At 47.7% G+C, this 19,746-nt stretch carries 21 protein-coding genes and 1 tRNA gene; 2 read left to right on the top strand and 20 right to left on the bottom strand.

Annotated elements, in window-relative coordinates:
* Window positions 1-151: 151 nt before the first annotated feature.
* The 14 genes from QXJ75_01765 to dapA form a co-directional block, all read right to left on the bottom strand.
* Window positions 152-910, bottom strand: coding sequence for a hypothetical protein (locus QXJ75_01765; GenBank protein ID MEM3736806.1), 759 nt, complete (start codon window positions 908-910; stop codon window positions 152-154).
* Window positions 911-919: 9 nt separating this feature from the next.
* Window positions 920-1,633 carry an orotidine 5-phosphate decarboxylase gene (locus QXJ75_01760; GenBank protein ID MEM3736805.1) on the bottom strand — a complete coding sequence of 238 codons (714 nt, stop codon included), beginning with the start codon at window positions 1,631-1,633 and terminating at the stop codon, window positions 920-922.
* 142 nt (window positions 1,634-1,775) lie between these two features.
* On the bottom strand, window positions 1,776-1,910 hold the full coding sequence (locus QXJ75_01755; protein ID MEM3736804.1) for a hypothetical protein: 135 nt from the start codon (window positions 1,908-1,910) through the stop codon (window positions 1,776-1,778).
* A 92-nt stretch (window positions 1,911-2,002) separates the two neighbouring features.
* On the bottom strand, window positions 2,003-3,631 hold the full coding sequence (locus QXJ75_01750) for a DUF885 domain-containing protein (protein MEM3736803.1): 1,629 nt from the start codon (window positions 3,629-3,631) through the stop codon (window positions 2,003-2,005).
* 391 nt (window positions 3,632-4,022) lie between these two features.
* Window positions 4,023-4,943, bottom strand: coding sequence for an LLM class flavin-dependent oxidoreductase (locus tag QXJ75_01745; protein MEM3736802.1), 921 nt, complete (start codon window positions 4,941-4,943; stop codon window positions 4,023-4,025).
* A gap of 728 nt (window positions 4,944-5,671) precedes the next feature.
* Window positions 5,672-6,571, bottom strand: coding sequence for an ATP-binding cassette domain-containing protein (locus QXJ75_01740; protein MEM3736801.1), 900 nt, complete (start codon window positions 6,569-6,571; stop codon window positions 5,672-5,674).
* A 1-nt stretch (window position 6,572) separates the two neighbouring features.
* Window positions 6,573-7,391, bottom strand: coding sequence for a cobalt ECF transporter T component CbiQ (gene cbiQ, locus QXJ75_01735; protein ID MEM3736800.1), 819 nt, complete (start codon window positions 7,389-7,391; stop codon window positions 6,573-6,575).
* 24 nt (window positions 7,392-7,415) lie between these two features.
* Entirely contained in the window at window positions 7,416-7,697 is a 282-nt protein-coding gene (locus tag QXJ75_01730; GenBank protein ID MEM3736799.1) for a hypothetical protein, read from the bottom strand.
* On the bottom strand, window positions 7,694-8,368 hold the full coding sequence (locus tag QXJ75_01725) for an energy-coupling factor ABC transporter permease (GenBank protein ID MEM3736798.1): 675 nt from the start codon (window positions 8,366-8,368) through the stop codon (window positions 7,694-7,696). The genes QXJ75_01730 and QXJ75_01725 overlap by 4 nt, the downstream gene beginning before the upstream one ends.
* Before the next feature lie 99 nt (window positions 8,369-8,467).
* Window positions 8,468-9,658, bottom strand: a complete 1,191-nt coding sequence (locus QXJ75_01720; GenBank protein ID MEM3736797.1) for an aminotransferase class I/II-fold pyridoxal phosphate-dependent enzyme — start codon at window positions 9,656-9,658, stop codon at window positions 8,468-8,470.
* A gap of 12 nt (window positions 9,659-9,670) precedes the next feature.
* Window positions 9,671-10,507 (bottom strand): diaminopimelate epimerase, encoded by an 837-nt coding sequence (gene dapF / locus QXJ75_01715; GenBank protein ID MEM3736796.1) that lies wholly within the window; start codon window positions 10,505-10,507, stop codon window positions 9,671-9,673.
* Window positions 10,495-11,772 carry a diaminopimelate decarboxylase gene (lysA, locus tag QXJ75_01710; protein MEM3736795.1) on the bottom strand — a complete coding sequence of 426 codons (1,278 nt, stop codon included), beginning with the start codon at window positions 11,770-11,772 and terminating at the stop codon, window positions 10,495-10,497. The genes dapF and lysA overlap by 13 nt, the downstream gene beginning before the upstream one ends.
* 46 nt (window positions 11,773-11,818) lie before the next feature.
* Window positions 11,819-12,619, bottom strand: coding sequence for a 4-hydroxy-tetrahydrodipicolinate reductase (gene dapB, locus QXJ75_01705; GenBank protein ID MEM3736794.1), 801 nt, complete (start codon window positions 12,617-12,619; stop codon window positions 11,819-11,821).
* Window positions 12,606-13,664 carry a 4-hydroxy-tetrahydrodipicolinate synthase gene (gene dapA, locus QXJ75_01700; GenBank protein ID MEM3736793.1) on the bottom strand — a complete coding sequence of 353 codons (1,059 nt, stop codon included), beginning with the start codon at window positions 13,662-13,664 and terminating at the stop codon, window positions 12,606-12,608. The genes dapB and dapA overlap by 14 nt, the downstream gene beginning before the upstream one ends.
* A gap of 412 nt (window positions 13,665-14,076) precedes the next feature.
* On the opposite strand from dapA, the gene hisG reads away from it, so the two are divergent.
* Complete coding sequence (hisG, locus tag QXJ75_01695) at window positions 14,077-14,991, top strand: ATP phosphoribosyltransferase (protein MEM3736792.1); 915 nt, start codon at window positions 14,077-14,079, stop codon at window positions 14,989-14,991.
* 71 nt (window positions 14,992-15,062) lie between these two features.
* Window positions 15,063-15,299, top strand: a complete 237-nt coding sequence (locus tag QXJ75_01690) for an Lrp/AsnC ligand binding domain-containing protein (protein MEM3736791.1) — start codon at window positions 15,063-15,065, stop codon at window positions 15,297-15,299.
* A 199-nt stretch (window positions 15,300-15,498) separates the two neighbouring features.
* Here QXJ75_01690 and QXJ75_01685 read toward each other — a convergent pair.
* The 6 genes from QXJ75_01685 to QXJ75_01660 form a co-directional block, all read right to left on the bottom strand.
* A tRNA-Gly gene (locus QXJ75_01685) sits at window positions 15,499-15,576 on the bottom strand.
* An 11-nt stretch (window positions 15,577-15,587) separates the two neighbouring features.
* On the bottom strand, window positions 15,588-15,734 hold the full coding sequence (locus QXJ75_01680; GenBank protein MEM3736790.1) for a hypothetical protein: 147 nt from the start codon (window positions 15,732-15,734) through the stop codon (window positions 15,588-15,590).
* A gap of 346 nt (window positions 15,735-16,080) precedes the next feature.
* A complete protein-coding gene (locus QXJ75_01675) occupies window positions 16,081-16,965 on the bottom strand; it encodes a hypothetical protein (protein ID MEM3736789.1) in 885 nt (294 codons plus the stop codon).
* Window positions 16,966-17,271: 306 nt separating this feature from the next.
* On the bottom strand, window positions 17,272-17,868 hold the full coding sequence (locus QXJ75_01670) for an archaemetzincin family Zn-dependent metalloprotease (GenBank protein ID MEM3736788.1): 597 nt from the start codon (window positions 17,866-17,868) through the stop codon (window positions 17,272-17,274).
* Between the two features lie 31 nt (window positions 17,869-17,899).
* Entirely contained in the window at window positions 17,900-18,118 is a 219-nt protein-coding gene (locus QXJ75_01665) for a DUF2116 family Zn-ribbon domain-containing protein (protein ID MEM3736787.1), read from the bottom strand.
* Between the two features lie 309 nt (window positions 18,119-18,427).
* On the bottom strand, window positions 18,428-19,717 hold the full coding sequence (locus QXJ75_01660) for an MBL fold metallo-hydrolase (protein ID MEM3736786.1): 1,290 nt from the start codon (window positions 19,715-19,717) through the stop codon (window positions 18,428-18,430).
* Window positions 19,718-19,746: the final 29 nt, after the last annotated feature.

Raw genomic sequence — 19,746 nt, 5'->3', positions numbered from 1 at the left:
GAAAGACAAAGAAGCATGCATACTTATGTCTTAACTGGATAAATTCGGTGTTGAATAGGAATGGTTGCGTCCGCCCTCACAGTCGTGCTTCACGGCTGTAATTCCTTGTCTCTCACCTAAGTTCCTCTAAGAAACTGTTGGTTTAATAAAATTACTCTAAACAAGCAGCTTTTCTTTCAGATGTAGTGTAATTGACGATAGTGCTATACATCTGAGGGGAGATATTCCCGAGGTCTTTTAACCACTTTGCGACATCCCTAATAGTAGCTACAGAATATAGTTTAAGGCCCTCTTTTTGTAGGGCTTCCCTCCCCCCCTGTTCCCTATCAATGAGGACGTAAACCCCAATAATTCTAACGTTTAAATTTCTCCTCTCAGCTTCAAGCTTGATCAAATCTCTAGCTTCCAGTTTACTCTCAGCTGTTGTGATCAGATCGTCAACTATACCTATCCTGTCTCCGTTTTGCAGCTCACCGTCAACATATCTAGCAATTCCATGGGTCTTTAACCCACTCAACTCCTCGATTATCTCGATGGCTTTCTCTACGCCAGGAATCTCGTCTGGTTGATATTTTCTCTCTTTGATAAAAGTTCTGAGCTTCATTAACAAATCTCTGTAAACCATAGGTTCTTTTCTCACATAAACAGTAGGCACACCTGTCTCCACCCCAACCATGGTTGCTATCGCCAAACCCGCTGCTGGTATGCCGCATAAACGTGTAGGCTTTTCTGGCAAACTGTAGATCATTTCCCCCATCACTCTGCCTACCTCACGTAGGACACTTGGGTAGGAGGGTAGAATTCTCAAATCAACGTAGTATGGACTTATCTTTCCACTTTTAAGTTTAAACTCACCGAATTTTATAGCGCCAATCTCATGTAACCTTTTAACCAAGTTAAGTCTCGACACTTCCTCACCTCATTTGAATAACTGTCTCGTCAACTCCCCCGCAGCAGCGTGGAAGTCTTTCGTCCCGTATATGGCTCTTCCCACTATGGCGTGCCACGAATCTCCAGCAACTCTAGCCACATCGGTGATTATGCCCCCTTGAGTGATTAGCCCAGGTATAAAAAGTGTCAAATCACCCTGAACTATGTGCTGTAGTATTGACCTGTAGTGTATGATTCTCTCCACCTTTGTTCCAGGAACCACAAAGTTATTCACACCTAATCTTGCGGCGAGCAAATATATTTCATCCAACGCTTCATCAGCAATGTAACCTCCATCACTCCTCTTGTACTTTGGATGAGTCATCTCTCCACCAATAACTACCTCCAACCCAACATCTTTACAAGCCTTAATCCACGTCTCTTGAGTTGCTGGACCTGACTGAGGAAAACCTATTAATGCATCGACACCAGACTCTTTCACTACCTCTGCGAAGTCTCTTCCCAAATCATGTATATCGGTCATGGCTTTTTGGTGGTCATATATAACCGGCAAATCTGTAAATTCACGGACAACCTTAACCAGTGTAGGTAGTCCGTAACGTAACGTTAAAATAGACCCAACCTTGTAGCCGCCAATTCCTTCGACATCACAAGTTTGCTCAATTAGTCTCCTAAACTCGCCAATCAATTTAACATCGCAAGAAGGGATAACGCTTCGTTGATATTTTATTATCCGCCCCATGATCTTTCAACCACCAGGTTTCCCTCGTTTATATTCTTTGCGAGGATTAAAAAATAACCACCATATGGTTTCCAATTCATTATCCTAATCTTCTCCCAAATTAGGCGTGCTCGTCAGCCCGATTATTTGCAGACTATCAGCTCTAGATTACTGGGAGCGACTCTATCTTAGTTGAAGCCTTAAACAAACGCGAATAGCCGCAGTTAGCGCAGTCTACATCGTCTATCTTCGCATTGAAAAGGTAGCACCAATTCCACTCTTTCTCTCCAATCTTCACAGTTCCTCTATATTTGCAATCTTCTCGAGTAATCAAGCTAAACCAGTAGTAAGGGCTCATATAGTTCTAATAAGCCTACCGATGGGGGCGCCTCATGCCCCACCAGTTACTTGGCGGATTTTCTCTAACAGATTTAATCTATGGTATTTGAGCGGCATGCTCCCAGCATATAGTAGCGTGTCATGGAACCATCGCAAATCAAACCTGTCCCCCAGCTTACTTAGAGTCTCCCGCTTCAACTCGCCTATCAAATATTTTCCCAGAAGGTAGGAGAGCTGATAGCTAGGGGTATAGGTGTAACGTTTAATCTCAGCTACCGCTCCCTCTCGCGCCATCCCCACCTCCTCAACTAGGAAGTTCACAGCCTCCATAAAGCCCATCTCACCCCTAGAGAGCTTCACGTCGATGATGATCCTAGCAGCCCTCCAGACCATGTCAAGAGTTTGGATAAACCTGTGCTCAGGTGTGTCATCGTACCCAAGCTCCTTGACCGCCTCCTCACAGTAGTGCGCCCACCCTTCAACAAAATCAGTTCCATGGAATAACAGCCTCACTAGCGAGGAGTTTCGGTTGGCGCAGCTGAGCTGTAAATGGTGCCCTGGGTAGGCCTCATGAACCGTTGTGTTGCTGATAGCATAGTAGCTCTTCTCTTTCAACATCTCTTCGCTGGCTGGGGGGGTTACGATGTATATTCCCAGCTGCTTATCCTCGAACTTGGCTGGGGAGAAGTACGCGGCAAAGGGGGTTGTGCTCCGTAGGAATGGAGGTGTCTCGATCACTATTAACTCCTCATTCTCCGGTATAGAGGCAAATTTCGATCTGACCACAAACTCCCTCGCCCTCTTGATCTCTTTCCTATAAGCCTCTAACGCCTCCCCGAAGCTCTTGGGGTGGTGAGACTTAAGCAGCGATCTGACTTCGTCCACGCTTGCGCCAGGCTTGATTATCTCCGCGTATCTTCTTAGGTTCTCCTTCTCTTGGCGAAAGTACTTTTCACCCAACTTCAGAATCTCGCTCGATGACATCCCTAACCCTCGTAAGGCTAGTAGCTTCTCAAATCTCTCCGGCCCTATTGCGAAGTCGTCTCTAGCATCTTTCATCCTACACCTGAGCCACTCTTTGTACTCTAAGAACTCACACTTCACTTTCTCCGCGGCGTCCTCAACCTCAGACTTCGTGTTGTCATTTACACCCCTCGCCGCCTCCACTATCTGTTCGAGGAAGAGTGGAAGTCTCTCCGCAGTATCCAAGGAGATTTCACAGTAAATCTTCACAGGATCCTCAAGGCAACTCTTCGTCTCTTCAATGTATCTGGGCGAGTTCTTCAGTCTCTCAGTTATGCTCCTCAGCCGTATTTCTAGAGGTGCGAAGTTCCTTACAAGTAGAGGAAATAGAGCATCCCCAATTGTATCTGGGGCGTCTGGGAACATTCGCCAGAGAGGCCACTCCTCAAGACAGAAGAGGGCAAGATGGAGGAAGTCCTTTACAAGTGCTAGATCAATTCTCCTCTCGAAGTCAAGTTTTGATTGTGAGATCCCTTCGAACTTGTCTAGATACTCCTTGAAGAGTTTCATTCTCTTATAGATTGCATCTTTACGTCCGTCAGGCATTAGTTGGTCGTATTGATGAAGACCTACGTAGGTGGCGAAGATAGGGTTCATCTTAACTATGTTGTAGAATAGCTCTTCTGCCAGACGGTCGAAGCTCTCAGAGTCACCCACCGTGACTCACCCCTCAATCCCCTACTCAACCCATCGAGGGTCTTTAACATTAAACCTTTGACTAAAAAACTTTTGATAGGAGAGTTTGAATATTCACCTAAAACTTCCCTTTTTCCATAAGTTTTATCGTATCTATTCTAAAATTTTCAGGCCTAGAGCCGAACTCTAGGATGTCTACGCAGTCTCATGTTACAATCTACTCGGCTGCTGTTTTTGCATTTCTGAGCGATTTTAATAAAACGGGTGGTGGCTGGGATGAACTAGGTTGAGAGAGTCAGCGCAAGACCTCCGCCACTCTCTAAATGGAGAGATCTCAAAAACTTTCCTTAGATATCATAGAAATAGTAGGCATTTTTGTTCTCTCACGGCTCTGCGTAAGCCTCTATTGTCACTAATGAGTGTCGTTCTTTGAGTTGAGGGGTAAAGAGCTAGCCAGCTCATGGATGGTTTTGAGGGAGTAGTCCTGTGGGTGGCTAAATATAAGATGGTTAATGCCGAGTCCCTGAACCACTGCCAAATAGCTGGGTAGTTCTGTTGAGTGCATGGACAGGGAGAACTCCACAACTTCGGGGGGTAGGGACGCTGGGTCTAACTCGCTCAATCTACCCTCATAGCCTCGCAGCTCAGCTAAACGGTCATAGAGCCCAAACTCCTCTAAAACTTCCCTAGGAGCGCTAACCGCGACTGATGATGCAGCTAACTTTAGCAGATGTTGGAGTCTCTCTTCAAAGTTCCTGTAGACATAAGATGGTGCCATGACGCTAACCTCGAACTCTCTCTTCTCTCCAGTTGACCCGATATGTTCCAGAGCCCAAGTTATCATCCGCGGCGAGGCGTAGTTTAGGTGAACCCCGCGATAATGTTGGGCAGTTCTTAGCATTCTTGGGCCCTGCGCGCCCAACCATATGCTGCAACTCCTCTCCTCCCCAGCAAGAAGTTTTTCAATTTCTCTTTTCGCTTGGAGAATGCGTTGAGGGGCAGCCTTTCGGGCTGTGGGATTGACGCCGAGCCGTCGTAGGTGGCGTTTATCGCCGGGGATCAAGCAGAGGTCGAAACGTTCGCCATAGGTCTTAATAAGGGTGAGAATCTCGTCTGCTATTTGCTTGGATGTATGAAGGAGTGGACTGACCCCTAAACCTATCCGGATTTCCTTGGTGTTAGCGGCGAGGGCGGAAGCAACTATCGAGCCATAATCCCAACCGGGCCTTTCAAAGATCCAAAGTGAGTCAAACCCCAGTCTTTCAACCTCAGCAGCCTTCTCTACAATAGAGTCAAGACCGTATTCAGCTGTGAGGTTGAAACCGAACTTCAAGCCTAAATCCCTCGCAAGGTGTGTTGACGGTTATTCAGTAACGCCTTCAGTCGCCATTTCTTAACCAGATCCAATTAAAACCTATCTCCGTGAATAAATTGTTAAACCAACACACCTACTTAACAGGGGCGCTATCGGTCACGTATAGATTCAACTGCAACGGATCGCCACTTGTACCTCTCAAAAGAAGACGTCTAGAGACAAGTTCTTGATGTAAGTTTTGGCTGTGGATCGCAGGCTCTCTTATTATGCGCTGGGCGCTGTAGATAAATCGCGGGTTGTAACCTATCCATCCCACGGCTAAAGAAGGCGAAGAAGGTTTATGATGAGGTTGTTTATTGCGATGTACAGCAACTCCCATTTGCTAAGTCTCTTTTCGATGTGGTTATAGTATTTGAAGTTGGAGCATCTTGTGCATCCCGGTGCGTTGAAACTCGCCATCTCCCTAGAGAAGCTGGGTTCCAGAGTGGTTATTACAACGGTGCAGTAGAGGGGCATTGATGTAGTCGACGTCTGTAAAGATTTTGTCTCTACACATAGATGCCTTATATCGCCGGGGCTCCTCAAGAAGTACGGATATAAAGTAAGATGCATAGCCCCAAGGGGAGAACGAAGCCAAGACCGATATACATCTTGCATAAACTATGGAGCTGTCTCTACCTACCCTCAGGCGGGATAATTGCAGTCAAGCGAATAGGTTGAAATCTCGATCAACGAAATAGCGAATACTAACATCTCTCGATCTGGCTATTCGCACTTCTTTGGTTCAGTGTTTTACTAAGAAGACGCTTCATCTCTTGGAGGGCTTCCTCGACTGTTAGTGGGAGAGTTTGCGGGGTTACCTGCCCGTCCCCAGGTATTCCAGTCTCATAGATTAGGTTGAAGAGTTGAGTTATTATTGGCAATTCGAGGTGTGCCTCCTCCATTACCTTGGCGTTTGAGAGGATATCCCTCATTGGCCCCTCAGCTACTATCAATCCGCCGCTTATCACGTAGATCCTGTCGGCAATTTTTGGGACCAAGTTCACGTCATGTGTAGCTACTATGAGTGTTAACTTCCATTCTGCGTGCAGGCGGTTAAGGAGTACTACAAGCTCCCTCCGGCTTTCAGGATCCAAGTTAGCGGTAGGCTCATCGAGGACCAGAATCTCCGGTTTCATGGCCAGAGCCGTAGCGATCGCCGCCCGTTTCTTCTCCCCCAGGCTGAGGTGATGTGGCGCATTGTCCCTGTAACCGTCTAACCTAACCGCCTTCAGGGCTTCCTCCGCAATACCGGTTGCCTCATTAGCGGGTAGCCCCATATTTATTGGGCCAAAAGTGACATCCTCCCAGAGGGTAGGACAGAATAGTTGGTCGTTTGGGTCTTGGAACACGAATCCCACTTTCCTTCTGACATCCCGCAGTTTGGAGCCATCAATCGTCATCCCAAGAACCTTCACCCAGCCTTTCATAGGTTTGAAGATGCCATTAATGTGCATTAAGAGGGTAGATTTGCCAGCTCCATTAGGTCCCAAGATAGCAACCCGCTCCCCTCTAAGCACTCTTAAGCTTACGCCTTTAAGTGCCCTACAGCCGTCAGGGTACAAGTACTCCACGTCTTCCATCTCGACTGCTACTTCAATAGTCACTTTACACACCGCCAGCGTAAAGTTGGACTATTGCCGCCCCAATAAAGACTGAGGCTGATAGAACCCCAAACGCCCAGTCTTGAAGAGAACACCTCACCTCACCTATATACCTTGCATCGCCTGTATATCCCCGCGCCACCATAGCCCCATAAACCCTCTCTCCCCGCTCATAGGCTCTTATAAACAACGCCTCAGTAGTGTGTGCGAGCGCCTTCAAAGCCTGTAGACGGTTCATCTTCCCAGCTGAACGGGAATCCATGGCGAGGAGCATTCGGTGTGTCTCATCAATGAAGACATGAATATACCTGTAGGTAATAGCTAACATCAGTGTGAAGATTTTTGGAAACTTCAATCGCTCCATCGCACTAATAATCGCTGAGAACCGTGTAGTCATAATCAGCAAGGTCATAGCTGCAACACAGACCCAAACCCTAAAAGTGAACAAGATGGCTCTATAAACTCCTTCGTTCGTTACTGCTAAAGAATAACCTATGCAACTGACCGATAGTAGTTTTGCTCCGGGAGTTATGAAGGGCAACGGTAGAGAGATCACCCCGGCGAAGATTGGGATGAAGAAAGTTGCCCTATAGAGGAAGAATCTAATGGGGGTCTTTGAGGCTGTGGCGAGTAGAAGGATCATTATGAATAGAATAGACAACGGAGCTATGGTCTTCAGGGAGACCGCCACAACCACTAAAGTGGTGAGCGAGATAAGCTTTATCCGAGGGTCTATCCGTTGGAGAATCCCGCCTGCACTCTGGAAGCGCTCAAGGAACACTAAGTCCCCGGCTGCCTTTACTAACTCACTAAGCACTGGCATTCGTTCTCCTATTAAGAGGGCAGATTACTTCTTCACCCTCAAAACCCTACCTACTCCCAACGTGACAGCCAGAACTAGAATTGTAGAGGCTATGCCCAAGAGGATGTTAACCGTGACCACACCCTCAAACCCAGGTATCTCGTAGTCGGGGATCGGAGGCGTCCAGAGGGCTACGTCCTCAGCCCCAAAATACTCGGCGACAACATCTAACGTCTCAGCTGAGACGGATAACCATACGCAACCGGTAACTACAAAGATAATAGATGCCAATATGCCGACTATAAACATCCCTCTACCTTCACTCATCTAGATAACCCCCGGAACCATACAGGTTCAACTTTTGGTAGTTGTAGGAGGTCGTGTCTAGCCTTCATGAGAGCCGATAGGATGGCTACCGTAGCTATACCTTCAACAACCCCGATTATAGAGTGGTGGGCCGCCATCGCCGTGACGGCTATAGAGAGACTGTAAGGGAAGTAGAGCGTCGAGAGGCCCAACTCAAAGCCGGCGGAGACCGCAGCTAAGAGGTCACCAAAGAAGGCGCCTAAGAAGCTCCCTGCCAATAGGCCAGCCCTACCTCCCGCTACCCTCTTAACTAGTAAGAATATTACGTATGGGACGAAGACACCGACAACACCCATGTTCAAGACATTAGCTCCAAAAGTGGTTATTCCTCCATCTCCGAACATTAACGCTTGGATTAAAAGTATTAATGTCATAGAAATCACCCCAGCATAGGGGCCTAGAGTTATGGCTACTATGGGACCGCCCAGCAGGTGGGCGGTGGTCCCCCCAACAATGGGGTAGTTCATCATCTGTGCAGCGAAGAACATGGCAGTCAAGGTAGCTAACAGTGGGACTTGTTTGTCGCTAAGCACATTTTTAGCCCTTCGGAATGCTAGAATCCAGAATGGGAGAGTTGCGATATAGGTGGCTGCGCAGGTGGATGGATCTAGGAAACCGTCTGGAATATGCATAACCCATCACGTAATACTTTCATGTGTAATAGTATTACTTATATAAATATTACTACACTCCTAAAAAGTATTACTAGATACTCCGAACTTTTTTCGCGGCTAAAATTTCAGCCGCAGTTCAGTCATCCTCTCACAAGCAGCCTCTATCTCATCCTTAGGTCTAGTCAACGAAAACCTAACATAATTCTCCCCATACCTCCCAAAACCGCTACCAGGAGTCACAACCACACCGAGATCTAGCAGTCTCAAGGCGAACTCCGCAGAACTGCACCCACAGTTCAACCAGACGTAGAAGGTAGCCTTTGGGGCTTGGCATCTGAAGCCCAACGACCTGAGACCCTTAACTAAGGCGTCCCTCCTCTCCTTGTAGATTTGATTTACAGCCGCCACATGCCTAGGAGGCTCACTGCTTTTGTAGGTTCCCAGAGCCTTAGCGGCGGCTTTCTGAATGTAAACTGGAGGCCCTGAGTCAATCTGTGATTTAACTCTCACCAGCCCCTCTAGCAGTCGCCTATTCCCCACAGCGAAACCTATCCGGTCCCCCGTCATGTTAAAAGTCTTGGAGCAGGAGTGGAACTCAAGCGCCACCTCTTTAGCACCATCGACTTCGAGTATACTCGGCGCCCTATACCCGTCAAAAGTTATCTCAGAGTAGGCATTGTCGTAACATAAAATTAGGTTGTTATCCGACGCGAAGTCGACTACTGACCTGAGAAAAGCTTTATCGACGACTGAGCCGGTTGGGTTATTCGGGTAGTTCAGAAACATCAACTTAGTGTCTTTTTCCAGAACCTCAGCGTCGAGGACTGGTTTGAAATCGTTCTCCTCAAGTAGAGGCAACACCTTTGGAACTCCCTCACTTAGGATGGTTGCACCATTCATATAGACAGGGTAGCTGGGGTCTGGCACGAGAACATGGTCATTTGGGTTGATGAAGGCTCTCGACACATTCGCCAAACCTTCCTTCGATCCTATCAACGCAATGACCTCGGACTCAGGATCCAGATCGACACCGAACCTGACCTTATACCATTCCGCAACAGCCTTCTTGAAGAATGGTTCACCTTGGCTGAAGGAGTAGTTATGATTTTTCGGGTTTGCCGCCTCTTCGCTGAGAGTAGATAACACCTCTGGGGGGGGCGGAAGGTCTGGGTCGCCTATACTTAGCGTTATAATGTTAACGCCTTCAGCCTTCTTCCTAAGGATTACCTTCTCCATCTCAGCGAAGAGATAGGGTGGGAGCCGTTTAACTCGCTCAGAGAAATCTACATTCACACTAACAGCCTCCATGTAGCAAAGCACTCAAAACATTCGCCCCTCGAAGACCTTAGTAGCGGGGCCTTTCATGTAGATGCCCAAAGTGGTGTACTCCACCTCTAGGTCGCCACCTAGCAGGTGGACTATGGCTTTACCGTCAATCTTCCCCAACACCTTTGCGGCTGCTACGGCTGCGCAGGCGCCTGTTCCACATGCAAATGTCTCTCCACATCCCCGTTCCCACACCCTTACATTCAGTTCATGCCGGTTCAGGATTTGGGCAAACTCTACGTTGACTCTGTTAGGGAAGAGGGGGTGGTTCTCAACTTCAGGGCCAGTCGTCTCGATTGGGAAGTTCTTTACATCATCGACGAAGATGATGCAGTGAGGGTTGCCGAGGGACAGGCAGGTTGCTCTGAATCTTGTTGTGCCCAACTCCAAGTCTCTATCTATGAAGGTGCCTTCACCCAGCATAGGAACACCGCTCCTCTCCCAGACTGGCTTGCCCATATTTACCTTGACTTTCTCCACAGTCTCTCTCTCAACGGTCAACTCAACCTCTTTCACTCCTGCCAACGTCTCCACCTTCATCTCCTTCTTCCTAACTATGCCTTTCTCGTAACAGTATTTGGCCAAGCATCTGATCCCGTTGCCGCACATTTCAGCCTCACTCCCGTCCGGGTTGAAGATTCTCATTCTAATGTCGGCGAAGGTAGAGTTGAAGACTATTATTAGACCGTCAGCCCCTACAGAGAACCTTCTCTCACATAGCTCCCTAGCCAACCTTCCCATGTGGTCATCACTGAGCTTCCCATTCCTGCCGTCAATCAAGATAAAGTCGTTCCCTAAGCCATGCATCTTCCAGAAGCTTATCTTAACCATGGAGCAATCTCCTGGCCAGCCGCCAAGCTCTCAAGGCTCTCCCTACGCCTAACTAAGGCGTACATGCCGTCCTTGACGAGGACTTCCCCAGCTCTAGGCCTCGAGTTATATTGGGAACTCATTGAGTAGCCGTAGGCCCCTGCGTTCAATATCGCGATCAGATCGCCCTCCCTTACTTCCGGCAGTTGTCTGTCTACGGCTAGGAGGTCTCCTGACTCGCAAAGTGGTCCAGCTAGGTCGTAAACTGCCTCCCTCCCACCGCCAGGTCTGTTGGCGAGAAGGATATGGTGGTATGAACCATACATGGCAGGTCTCAGTAGAGTGTTAAAACCAGCATCAACCCCAATAATGCATTTAAAAGGTGTGAGTTTTATTGTGTTCACGGTTGTAAGAAGGACTCCTGCGTCACATACGATATACCTGCCAGGCTCGATGAAAAGGCTAGGTTCTCCCAACCCGTAATCCCTGGTTTTTCGCTTGATGAGCGTGGAGATTTCCTTGGCGTAGGACTCTAAATCCAACTCTTTTTCCCCCGGCCTATACGGTACACCCAGCCCTCCTCCTACATCAATAAAATCGAACGTAACCTCAACTTTGCGATGAATCATACCAGCGATATCCAGAAGCTTCGACGTAGCTGCGGCGAACGGTTCGACTGCAAGTATCCCTGAACCTATGTGCATATGTATGCCGAAACGCTCAACGCCTGCCTCCTTAGCACGACGGTAAGCTTCTGGAGCATCCTCCTCCCAGATACCGAATTTTGAGCGTCTACCCGCCGTTATGCAATGCTCATGATGTCCTGCCCCTATCTCAGGATTCACTCTAAAGGATAACAGGCTGGGTGTGGTAAATTTAAGCAACCTATCCAGCTGGGAAAGAGAATCGACATTTATCGTAACCCCTGCCTCTACTAGATATCGGAGTTCATCGTTTCTTACACATGTTCCTGTAAAGAGTATCTTGTCAGGAGTGAAACCGGCCTTAAGGGCCAAGTATACCTCCCCTGGGCTGACTGCGTCCAGGCAAGAGCCTTCCTCCTCCAAAATCTTCAGAACTGAGAGGTTCGTATTCGCCTTTGCAGAATAGTAAATCTTTACTTTATCATAGTTGCATGTTAACGTGCTCTTGAGGTTGCGGTAATTTTCTCTTATCCTCCTCTCACTCAAGACATAGAGTGGCGTGTCAAATTTCGCCGCCAACTCTACAGCGTAGACACCGTCGATAGATAAACCTCGTTCATCAATTTTTAATAACCTGTTCACCGCAGCTCCCATTAATAATTATTAATTTAAATATAAACATCGTAAACTAGTCTGCAGATAGAAGGTCGTCCATAGTATATATTCTCGGCTCGCTCTGGCGGTATAACCATTCAGCCGCACGGAGAGCTCCTTGGGCGAAGACGTTCCTAGAGAAGGCGGTATGTTCTATTCTTATCATCTCATAGGGGCCTGCGACGATTAACTCGTGAATTCCAGGTATTCCGCCAGCCCTAACCGCGAGGACCTCGAGTTCGCCTCTCTCCCTCTTGCTGAGCCCGCTTCTCCCGTACACTTTCATCTTGTAGCCTCGTACTTCCGAGATCAAATCGGCCAACCTCAGGGCTGTACCGCTTGGAGCATCTACCTTCCCTGCGTGGTGGAATTCTATGATGCTGAAATCATAATCTGGGGGGAAAAGCTTGCACGCACGGAGGATTTGTAAAAGTATATTCACACCTAGAGAGAAATTTGGAGAAAAGAAGGCAGGGATTTTCCCTTTAACAGCTTCCTCTATAGTCTTCATCTGCTCCGCGTTAAAGCCAGTAGTCCCCATCACTATCTTAACCCCGCGCCTAGCAACGATGGGGAGGTTTGCTACCTCCGCCTCAGGGTTTGTAAAGGTTACGTAAATCTCAGCGTCCCTGATAGCCTCCTCCAAGTTGGAGGAGCTTAGAACTCTTAGGTCCGAGTTGGAGATTCCAAGTTCCCTAAGGCTCTTCCCGATGCTTGGCTCTCGCGGGTGGGCTACTGCCCCTACTAGTGTGAACCCGCCTTTCTCAGCCTCTTTTATGATGGTACTGCCCATTCTGCCCGTTGCGCCAGCCACGCAGATTCTAATACTCCTCATAATACAGTCCCTCTAAGTATCTCTCATCGTAGAGCCTCTCCCCAAGATCCACTTCGAAGAATGATTCCACCGGGCGTAGAATCTCAGGGTTATTCGTATATACTTTCCTGACCTGATTCAACATGAACTCTAAACTATTCTTAGTCATCTTGCCAAGGGGTGGTCTGCAAGGTCCAGAGGGCATCCCTAAGATGTTCATTAATGTTTTGTATGGTAAGGGGTTTCTGGCTTTATAGAGAACTTTCGGCCCTATTGGGGGGTTCTCCTCTGTCTTTACTGTGACAATTTGGAAGAGCGGTCTCAACGCCTCATCGAGCTTCTTAGCTGAAACTATATCCCCCCCTCTCAACGCCTTCACAAACTCAACGATAGCCGCTGGGGCTATGTTAGATGCTACCGAGATGACCCCACTTGCCCTGATGGCTGAAGAAGACATGAGCTCATATGTTTTATCATCGTCACCTGAGAGAATATCAAAATCGGGTCCGCACAGGCTCCTTATCAACTTTGTATTCTCCAGATCGCCCGTAGCTTCCTTAACTGCCCCCACACCAGGAAATTTTGAGTGGAGGATGGCTAAGTCTTGGGGTAGTAACTGGGTTCCTGTCCGGCCTGGAATTATGTATGGGATTATCTTTATTTGCGGGAAACGCCTCGCCAAAGGCTCTATATATTCACGCCTTATCTCGAGGGAGCTAGGTCCATTGTAGTATGGGTCCACGAGAAGGAAGGATTCTATGCCACATTTTACTGCGTGATCTGTAGCTTTCAAGGTTTCATCCGTGCAATTGCTCCCGGTGCCCGCTATTGTCTCTCCCATCCCATCCGCATACTCATAAATCCGCTCGATCACGGTGTTATGCTCCTGCCAGCTTAGAGTCGGGCTCTCTCCGGTAGTGCCTACAGCCACTATGCCCGCCACTCCATTCTCAAGCTGGAACTGGACAAGTTGTTTTAGGCTTTCATAGTCAACCTTGAAGTTTCTCTTCATTGGGGTAATTAAAGCCGTGTAGCAGCCACTGAACAATCTAACCACAACACCCATTACTGAATTGAGATATTTAGAAGTTGCTTCTCTTTCAGGTTTCTCGCAAAAAATGTGGGGAAATTTGGCCTACGCGTTTAGCGTAAAGTAGATAAAAAATAAAAAGGTGATGTGTGGAAATAGGCTGCCCTCTTGGCAGCTTATGGAGGACAGTGCACCTCCCTTTGGCTCGTAGTATTATCTTCTGTCCTAGAATTTACTGTTTAGGTAGGCTTTTACTTCTTGGTTTTCTTCTTCTCTTCCTTCTTAGCTGGTTGAGCCAAGAAATCGCCTCCTACTATTTTTGATAAAGCGTGAACATCCTAATAAATTCATGCATGTGGATAATTCTAGACGGCAATGCTGCCACTCTCAACAATTCTAAGCCTGAAAAGGTTTATACTTAACCGCGATGAATTGTCTCCGAACAGAAATGGGCATCCTTAGATTTGCTCTACCGAAGGGGCACCTCTGGGCTCGAGTTAAGGATCTTCTTGATCAAGCAGGATACGGGTTACGCGTAAAAGATGAAAGGTCATATCTGGTAGGCTCCAACGACCCTGAGCTAGAGTTGAGAATTCACCGTGCTCAGAACATCAGCCCACTGGTGGAGGAAGGAAGATACGATATAGGCATCACCGGGTATGACTGGGTGGTTGAGCACAATGCCGACGTAGAGGAACTCCTAGACTTAGGGGTTGGGAAAGTAGACATAATTGCCGCAGTACCTCAACGGTACGAACTTGAGGGGCTTGGTGAAAACGAGGCTCTAGGTAGGTTTATCCAGAAGATTAAAGAAGAGGGCAAGGAGAGAATTATAGCTGCCTCAGAGTATGAGAATATCACCGCCAACTTCTGCCGGAGAAGGTTTGGGGCATTTCCATATAAATTTATCCGCTCATATGGGGCGACTGAGACCTTTATCGGGGCTGCAGACCTGATCGTCGACTGCACAGAGACTGGAGCGACCCTCCAAGCTAATGGGTGGCAGGTGATCTCCAAAATATTCAGTTCAACCGCTAGGCTTATAGCGAATAGGCAGAGCCTGAGAGACGACTGGAAGAGAGAGAAGATTGAAGGCGTTGTAGAGCTGGTGAAGGGGGCTATGGCTGCGAGGGGAATGAAGCTTATCAAGATGAACGTAAGCGCAGACGCCTTAGAGGGTGTGTTAAGTATACTCCCATCCATGAAGAGCCCTACTATTTCTAGGCTGGCGGGTGGCGGGGATGCTGGGTATGCCGTGGAAGTTGCCGTCAGCGATGAACAAGTGTTACACTTGATACCGACATTAAAGAGGAAGGGCGCGACAGATATTCTAGAGATAGACATAAAGAAGGTAGTCCGATAGCTGGAAAGATGTCTAAAATTCCTCTACGCCTTTAAATTTGTTGGAGCCTTACCCATACTTGGGTGGTCTTAATGTTGAAGGCATTCATTCTGATAAGGGTCGGGGAGCGGAAGGCTTACTCGGCAGCTTACTACAAGGAAGTGTTCAGTAAAATTAAGGGGGTGGAGGAGGTGCATGTCCTTTTCGGTCAATATGACTTCATCTTGAAGATTCAAGCTGAGAACGTCGATGCTCTGGCTCAAATTGTCGATAACGAGATACGGATTATACCCGGTGTACACTCAACCGAAACCTTCATAGCCTACTAAACATTTTCCTGGTGTTTTTCGACCTTAAAATCTAGGTCTTCTCTTTTTAGTGATTCCTCGGAGAGAATCAGCCTCACAGTTCAAGAATAGCACTTTTCCTCGAAGCTTGCCGTCCAAAAGTTTTGTAGAGTTTAAGGTGGGATATAGCTTACAGTTTAAACTACGCTCTTTTCTCTCCGTCAATTCGAAGATTTTATTATGGTGCGGCTGCCGGGATTTGAACCCGGGTTAGAGGCTTGGAGGGCCCCTGTCCTAGGCCACGCTAGACCACAGCCGCACACAGGCTATTTATCCACACCACCTAGGTTTGAGGCTTCGCTGGCTGATAGTTCTATTGCTTATCAGTAAGGCTGAGGCTGTAAACGTTATAAAGGTTAGGGGGCTAAAAATCTTCAAGACTATCATTAACCATCTCATCTTTTTAAGCTCCTTCATCTATTAATTTTATTCCTTTTGAGTGACTAGTTAAGTGAGGCTACGTACGCGGAGTGAGAGTTTTGGGCAAAATGAAGTGGGAAGAGAAACAGGTAGATTATTACGCTGTTCTATGAGTTTCAGAGTTTAGAAAACTGGGTGAAGCTGTAACTTCGAGTTAGATCTGGTATAAGAGATCCAAAGTTTGGAAAAAGAAAAACTTGGCTATGATCTTTAGCCCTCAGTCTCATTCTTTAACTTGCGACAATCTAAACCTCTTATCTTAAGAATGGTTGTTTTTTCAAGCTACCCAGCAGGGAAGACACATTACACAGGCAGCGTCGATCTCCTAAGTTCTCAGCACGTTCTAAGTTAATAAATTGAGCAGATGGTAGGTTGCGAGGGCAAGTCCCATCGCCAAAGTTAACGCGATAGGCAGACCTGGGAAGATCGTCCTTTTCTCCAACTGTTTAAAGGTGAGGTAGGCTCCGAGCAGCAAGCCCAACATGCCTGTGAGAAATGGTGTAACCCCTAAGGCAAGATAAATGTGAGATATTAGCATAGAGTAGAAGACAAGGTCGCCTAGTCCTATTGATAAGTCTCCGAATGGCATCATCAACCCTTTCACTGCCCTGTCTCCTCTAATGGAGACCATCTTGCCCAGAGGGCCCTTAAACACAGCGAAAACATCATATGCCGCTAGGGCGAGGAGCACCGTGAAAGCGGTAAGAGTTGTTGATGAGAAACCTAACAACGCCCCCAAAGAAGATCCAGCGAGTAACATTGTAACCAGCCTTAACCTCTTGCTCCCAAATACTCCTCCATAAACCACTGAGGCAACCGACATAGAAGTAGCGATTGCCAGGGATAGAAGATAAAACTCCGACCCGAACAGTCCTAAAGCCCAGAATGCAACTGGCAAGTAGACTGAGGCTAAGATGAAACCTACCGCTGAATAGGCAAGCGTGACAAGCGCAGTCAGGGCTCTTCCATAACCACTCTTAGCCAAGAAGTAGAGGAGTGTACCAGCCATGCCTACCGCCAGAACTAGATACAAAGCGTTGGCGAGGAAACCCAACCCCTCTTGGGGAAATATCCAAACAGTGGATGCTGATGTGCCGTACGCAAGCCTCAAGGCGGCTGCTAAACCTGTAGAAAGTAATGACACAAAGATTACTGGAATCAGATGGTGGGGCCTAGCTTTAAAGGATTTCAGCCTTAAACTCTCCTCTCGAGGCCCCGAGGCCGACAAGGCATCTCCCACGAAATATTCCCTCTCCCAATTTATTAGCGTGTAAATATTTGCTGCGTAGCGAGAACGTTACGCCTACGCTTTAAACTAACAATAAGGCGAACAAGTATTTAACTGGAAGATTCTCTTTTTAGAAGCCCCTCGCCCGTCTTCTAACTTTCAGCGTCCCGAAAGCCACAGAAAACTTTCCCATCAAAAATGTGCATCTGGGGGTTATTTCAAAATCTGCTGGGGAAGGTTGAAATCCGCAACCGTCATGGCTAAAAGTGGCAATATGGAAAATGAAAGAGGCAAGTTCTGAGGGCACTAAGCCCGAAAACTTGTCCTCCTCACGTTTTCCCATAACATACTCTGACAAGAAGGGCAGAATGTGGAGTTTTTACCGTCTACCATCTCAACGCTGTTTGAGAAGCACATCACACATCGAGGGTTGGTGCAGTGTTTAATCCCGAAAGTGTGACCCAACTCATGAGTTACCTCCTTCACGACTCTAGCAACGAATAGGAAGCAATCCTCCACATGGTAGAACTCAGGCCGGAGCCGGTAAGTAGAGACAACCGCAAACCGTCCGGGGCATTGAGCCTGCCCAAAGATGAAATTCAGTCTTCCCGCATAGATGTCTACGCACAGTAGGGCAAGGACCCTGTCCGCCCCTCCCAGAGGTTTTACCGTTTTAGACAGTCGCTCTAAGATGACCTCCGCATTATACTGTCGTCTTACCTCATTATAGGCAGCTTGGAGAAGCTGAGTTTCACCTCGGCTCCTTACGACTCTGCATACTCCAAATACGCTCTCAAGGTTGGCTAAGACCCTGTTAATAACTTCCTCCTCGACCTCTCCTATCTGAAGTAGGTGAATCGTCAAATGCTCTAAGAGTCTGAAGCCTTGATTATTGGATGCCATTTTAGACCATTTTTGGTAGGCTATCTAGAGGCTAAGGCGTAGGGCCTACTGTTGGAGGGAAGAGGTAGGGAAGAAGGACTATCAAGACAGCCACGACAACCATAGGTATTAGCGTCATAAGCATAGTATATCTCTGCCTCTTCTTCCTCTTATCTATTTCAAGCTCGCATCTCTGACTGCAGATTGGAGGGTCCTTATCCGCCGGCACCGAGATTCCGCATACCACACAATGGCGATGTTTCTCTACCATGAGAGATTTCCAGCCTGGGCTTAACACTCGCATTTGTAGGTCTACTGGGTTTTATAAAAAGTTTGAGTAAAGAAGGGGTTAAAGAAGCTGAGATCTAGTTTGCACAAGCCTTGGCTATGTGATAGTTTCTTTCTCATTCCAACAAGTTGGTGGAGTTTGATGGCTAAGAGCCATGAGTGCGAGGTGAATTATGCTGAAGATGGATGGTTTAAAACTCTAGTGCTGGACAGGCTTTAGTGTAATGGATAATATGTCAGTCTTGAGTCTCATGTGTGAGTGTTCATTAACTCTATTTAAGGGTCGCTACAATTATAACTTGTAGCTGTCGTTCGCTGAAGGCGCCAACGCTTTCAACCCTACCTCTCTCTCCACCCACTCCGCCAGTTCCATGCAGTTCTCTGGGCTACCGTGCACAGTGTAAACGGTTGGATTCCCTTTGGCTTCCTTAAGCAGAGCCTCCAGTTCTTTCCTCCCACAATGAGATGTGAAGTCGAACCTCTCAACCTCAGCCTCCACTGTCTTCGCCTTCCCTCCGATGAAGACTTTTCTCTCCTCAAGTAGAACCCTGCCGGGAGTTCCTGGGATCTGGAAGCTCACAAGAAATATGGCGTTCTGTTTCTTGTTCGCAACTTTTTCTATGTAGAAGGCTGCAGCCCCTCCTTTCAGCATACCTGCCGGAGAGACTATCACACCCGGCGACTTCACAACCTCCTTTCGCTCCCGCCAGCCTGAGACCCACCTCGCACCTTCTAGGGCTCTTCGGAGGAGGTTATGGTTCTTGAAGTATTGGGGATACTGAAGCATAATCTCATTGACCTTTAGTGCCATTCCGTCCATCACCACCGGGTACTCAAACTTGTGAGCGGCTAGTATACATAGAATCTCCTGTGAACGTCCAACCGAGAAAGCTGGAACGAGCACAGTTCCACCTCTCTCCACAACCTCTCTAGCGCGGGCTACAAAAAGTTTCTCCAGCTGGGAGCGTTCAGGATGGTCTTCGTTGACATAGGTCGCCTCGATTATTAGGTGGCTGAGTTCTCCGTAATCTGTTGAGGCTCTAGACAGCAGTTGCGTGTCCACGGTATTTATGTCGCCAGTATAGGCTAAGCGTTTGCCTCCTCCAAGATCTAAGAGTAACTGCGCGCTGCCGGGGATGTGGCCTGCATCCAAAAACCCAACTTTAATATCGCCGATTTGACATTCGTCGCTGTAGGAGACATTTACCCTGCACTGCATCATGGTGTCAACTTCAAGGTACTCATAGGGAAGGTAGTAGCCTGAAAGGTTGATGAGGTCGCTTAGGAGGATTTTGGTAAGTTCGAAGGTTAGGCTTGTGGCGTAGACTGGTGTTTTTCCTCTGACATGGAAGATCGGTATTCCGCCGCTGTGGTCAAGGTGAGCGTGGGTTAGAACTATTGCGTTGACCTCTTTTGGTGGTATATGTATGGGGAAGCCTGGCTCGTAGTTCATTGCTATGCCGTAGTCTAGAAGGATCTGAGTTTTACCACTACTCACTGCCACAGCAGATCTTCCAACTTCCTTAGTTCCACCTAGAAACCTCAGCTTGGCTGAGGATCCAGCATTTGAATCAGCCGACACACATACTACCCTATTTCCAAATACCATGC

This window comes from Candidatus Bathyarchaeia archaeon, from assembly GCA_038883335.1.
GTDB lineage: Archaea > Thermoproteota > Bathyarchaeia > Hecatellales > Hecatellaceae > JAVZMI01.
This window is presented reverse-complemented; position numbering and strand designations above follow the sequence as displayed.

Bases quoted from the DNA above. Each gene is read 5' to 3' on its own strand.
- QXJ75_01680 (MEM3736790.1), bottom strand. From the start codon at position 15,734: ATGAAGGAGCTTAAAAAGATGAGATGGTTAATGATAGTCTTGAAGATT.
- QXJ75_01760 (MEM3736805.1), bottom strand. From the start codon at position 1,633: ATGGGGCGGATAATAAAATATCAACGAAGCGTTATCCCTTCTTGCGAT.
- cbiQ (MEM3736800.1), bottom strand. From the start codon at position 7,391: ATGCCAGTGCTTAGTGAGTTAGTAAAGGCAGCCGGGGACTTAGTGTTC.
- QXJ75_01725 (MEM3736798.1), bottom strand. From the start codon at position 8,368: ATGCATATTCCAGACGGTTTCCTAGATCCATCCACCTGCGCAGCCACC.
- QXJ75_01665 (MEM3736787.1), bottom strand. From the start codon at position 18,118: ATGGTAGAGAAACATCGCCATTGTGTGGTATGCGGAATCTCGGTGCCG.
- dapA (MEM3736793.1), bottom strand. From the start codon at position 13,664: ATGGGTGTTGTGGTTAGATTGTTCAGTGGCTGCTACACGGCTTTAATT.
- QXJ75_01690 (MEM3736791.1), top strand. From the start codon at position 15,063: ATGTTGAAGGCATTCATTCTGATAAGGGTCGGGGAGCGGAAGGCTTAC.
- QXJ75_01670 (MEM3736788.1), bottom strand. From the start codon at position 17,868: ATGGCATCCAATAATCAAGGCTTCAGACTCTTAGAGCATTTGACGATT.
- QXJ75_01730 (MEM3736799.1), bottom strand. From the start codon at position 7,697: ATGAGTGAAGGTAGAGGGATGTTTATAGTCGGCATATTGGCATCTATT.
- dapB (MEM3736794.1), bottom strand. From the start codon at position 12,619: ATGAGGAGTATTAGAATCTGCGTGGCTGGCGCAACGGGCAGAATGGGC.
- dapF (MEM3736796.1), bottom strand. From the start codon at position 10,507: ATGGTTAAGATAAGCTTCTGGAAGATGCATGGCTTAGGGAACGACTTT.
- hisG (MEM3736792.1), top strand. From the start codon at position 14,077: ATGGGCATCCTTAGATTTGCTCTACCGAAGGGGCACCTCTGGGCTCGA.
- QXJ75_01720 (MEM3736797.1), bottom strand. From the start codon at position 9,658: ATGGAGGCTGTTAGTGTGAATGTAGATTTCTCTGAGCGAGTTAAACGG.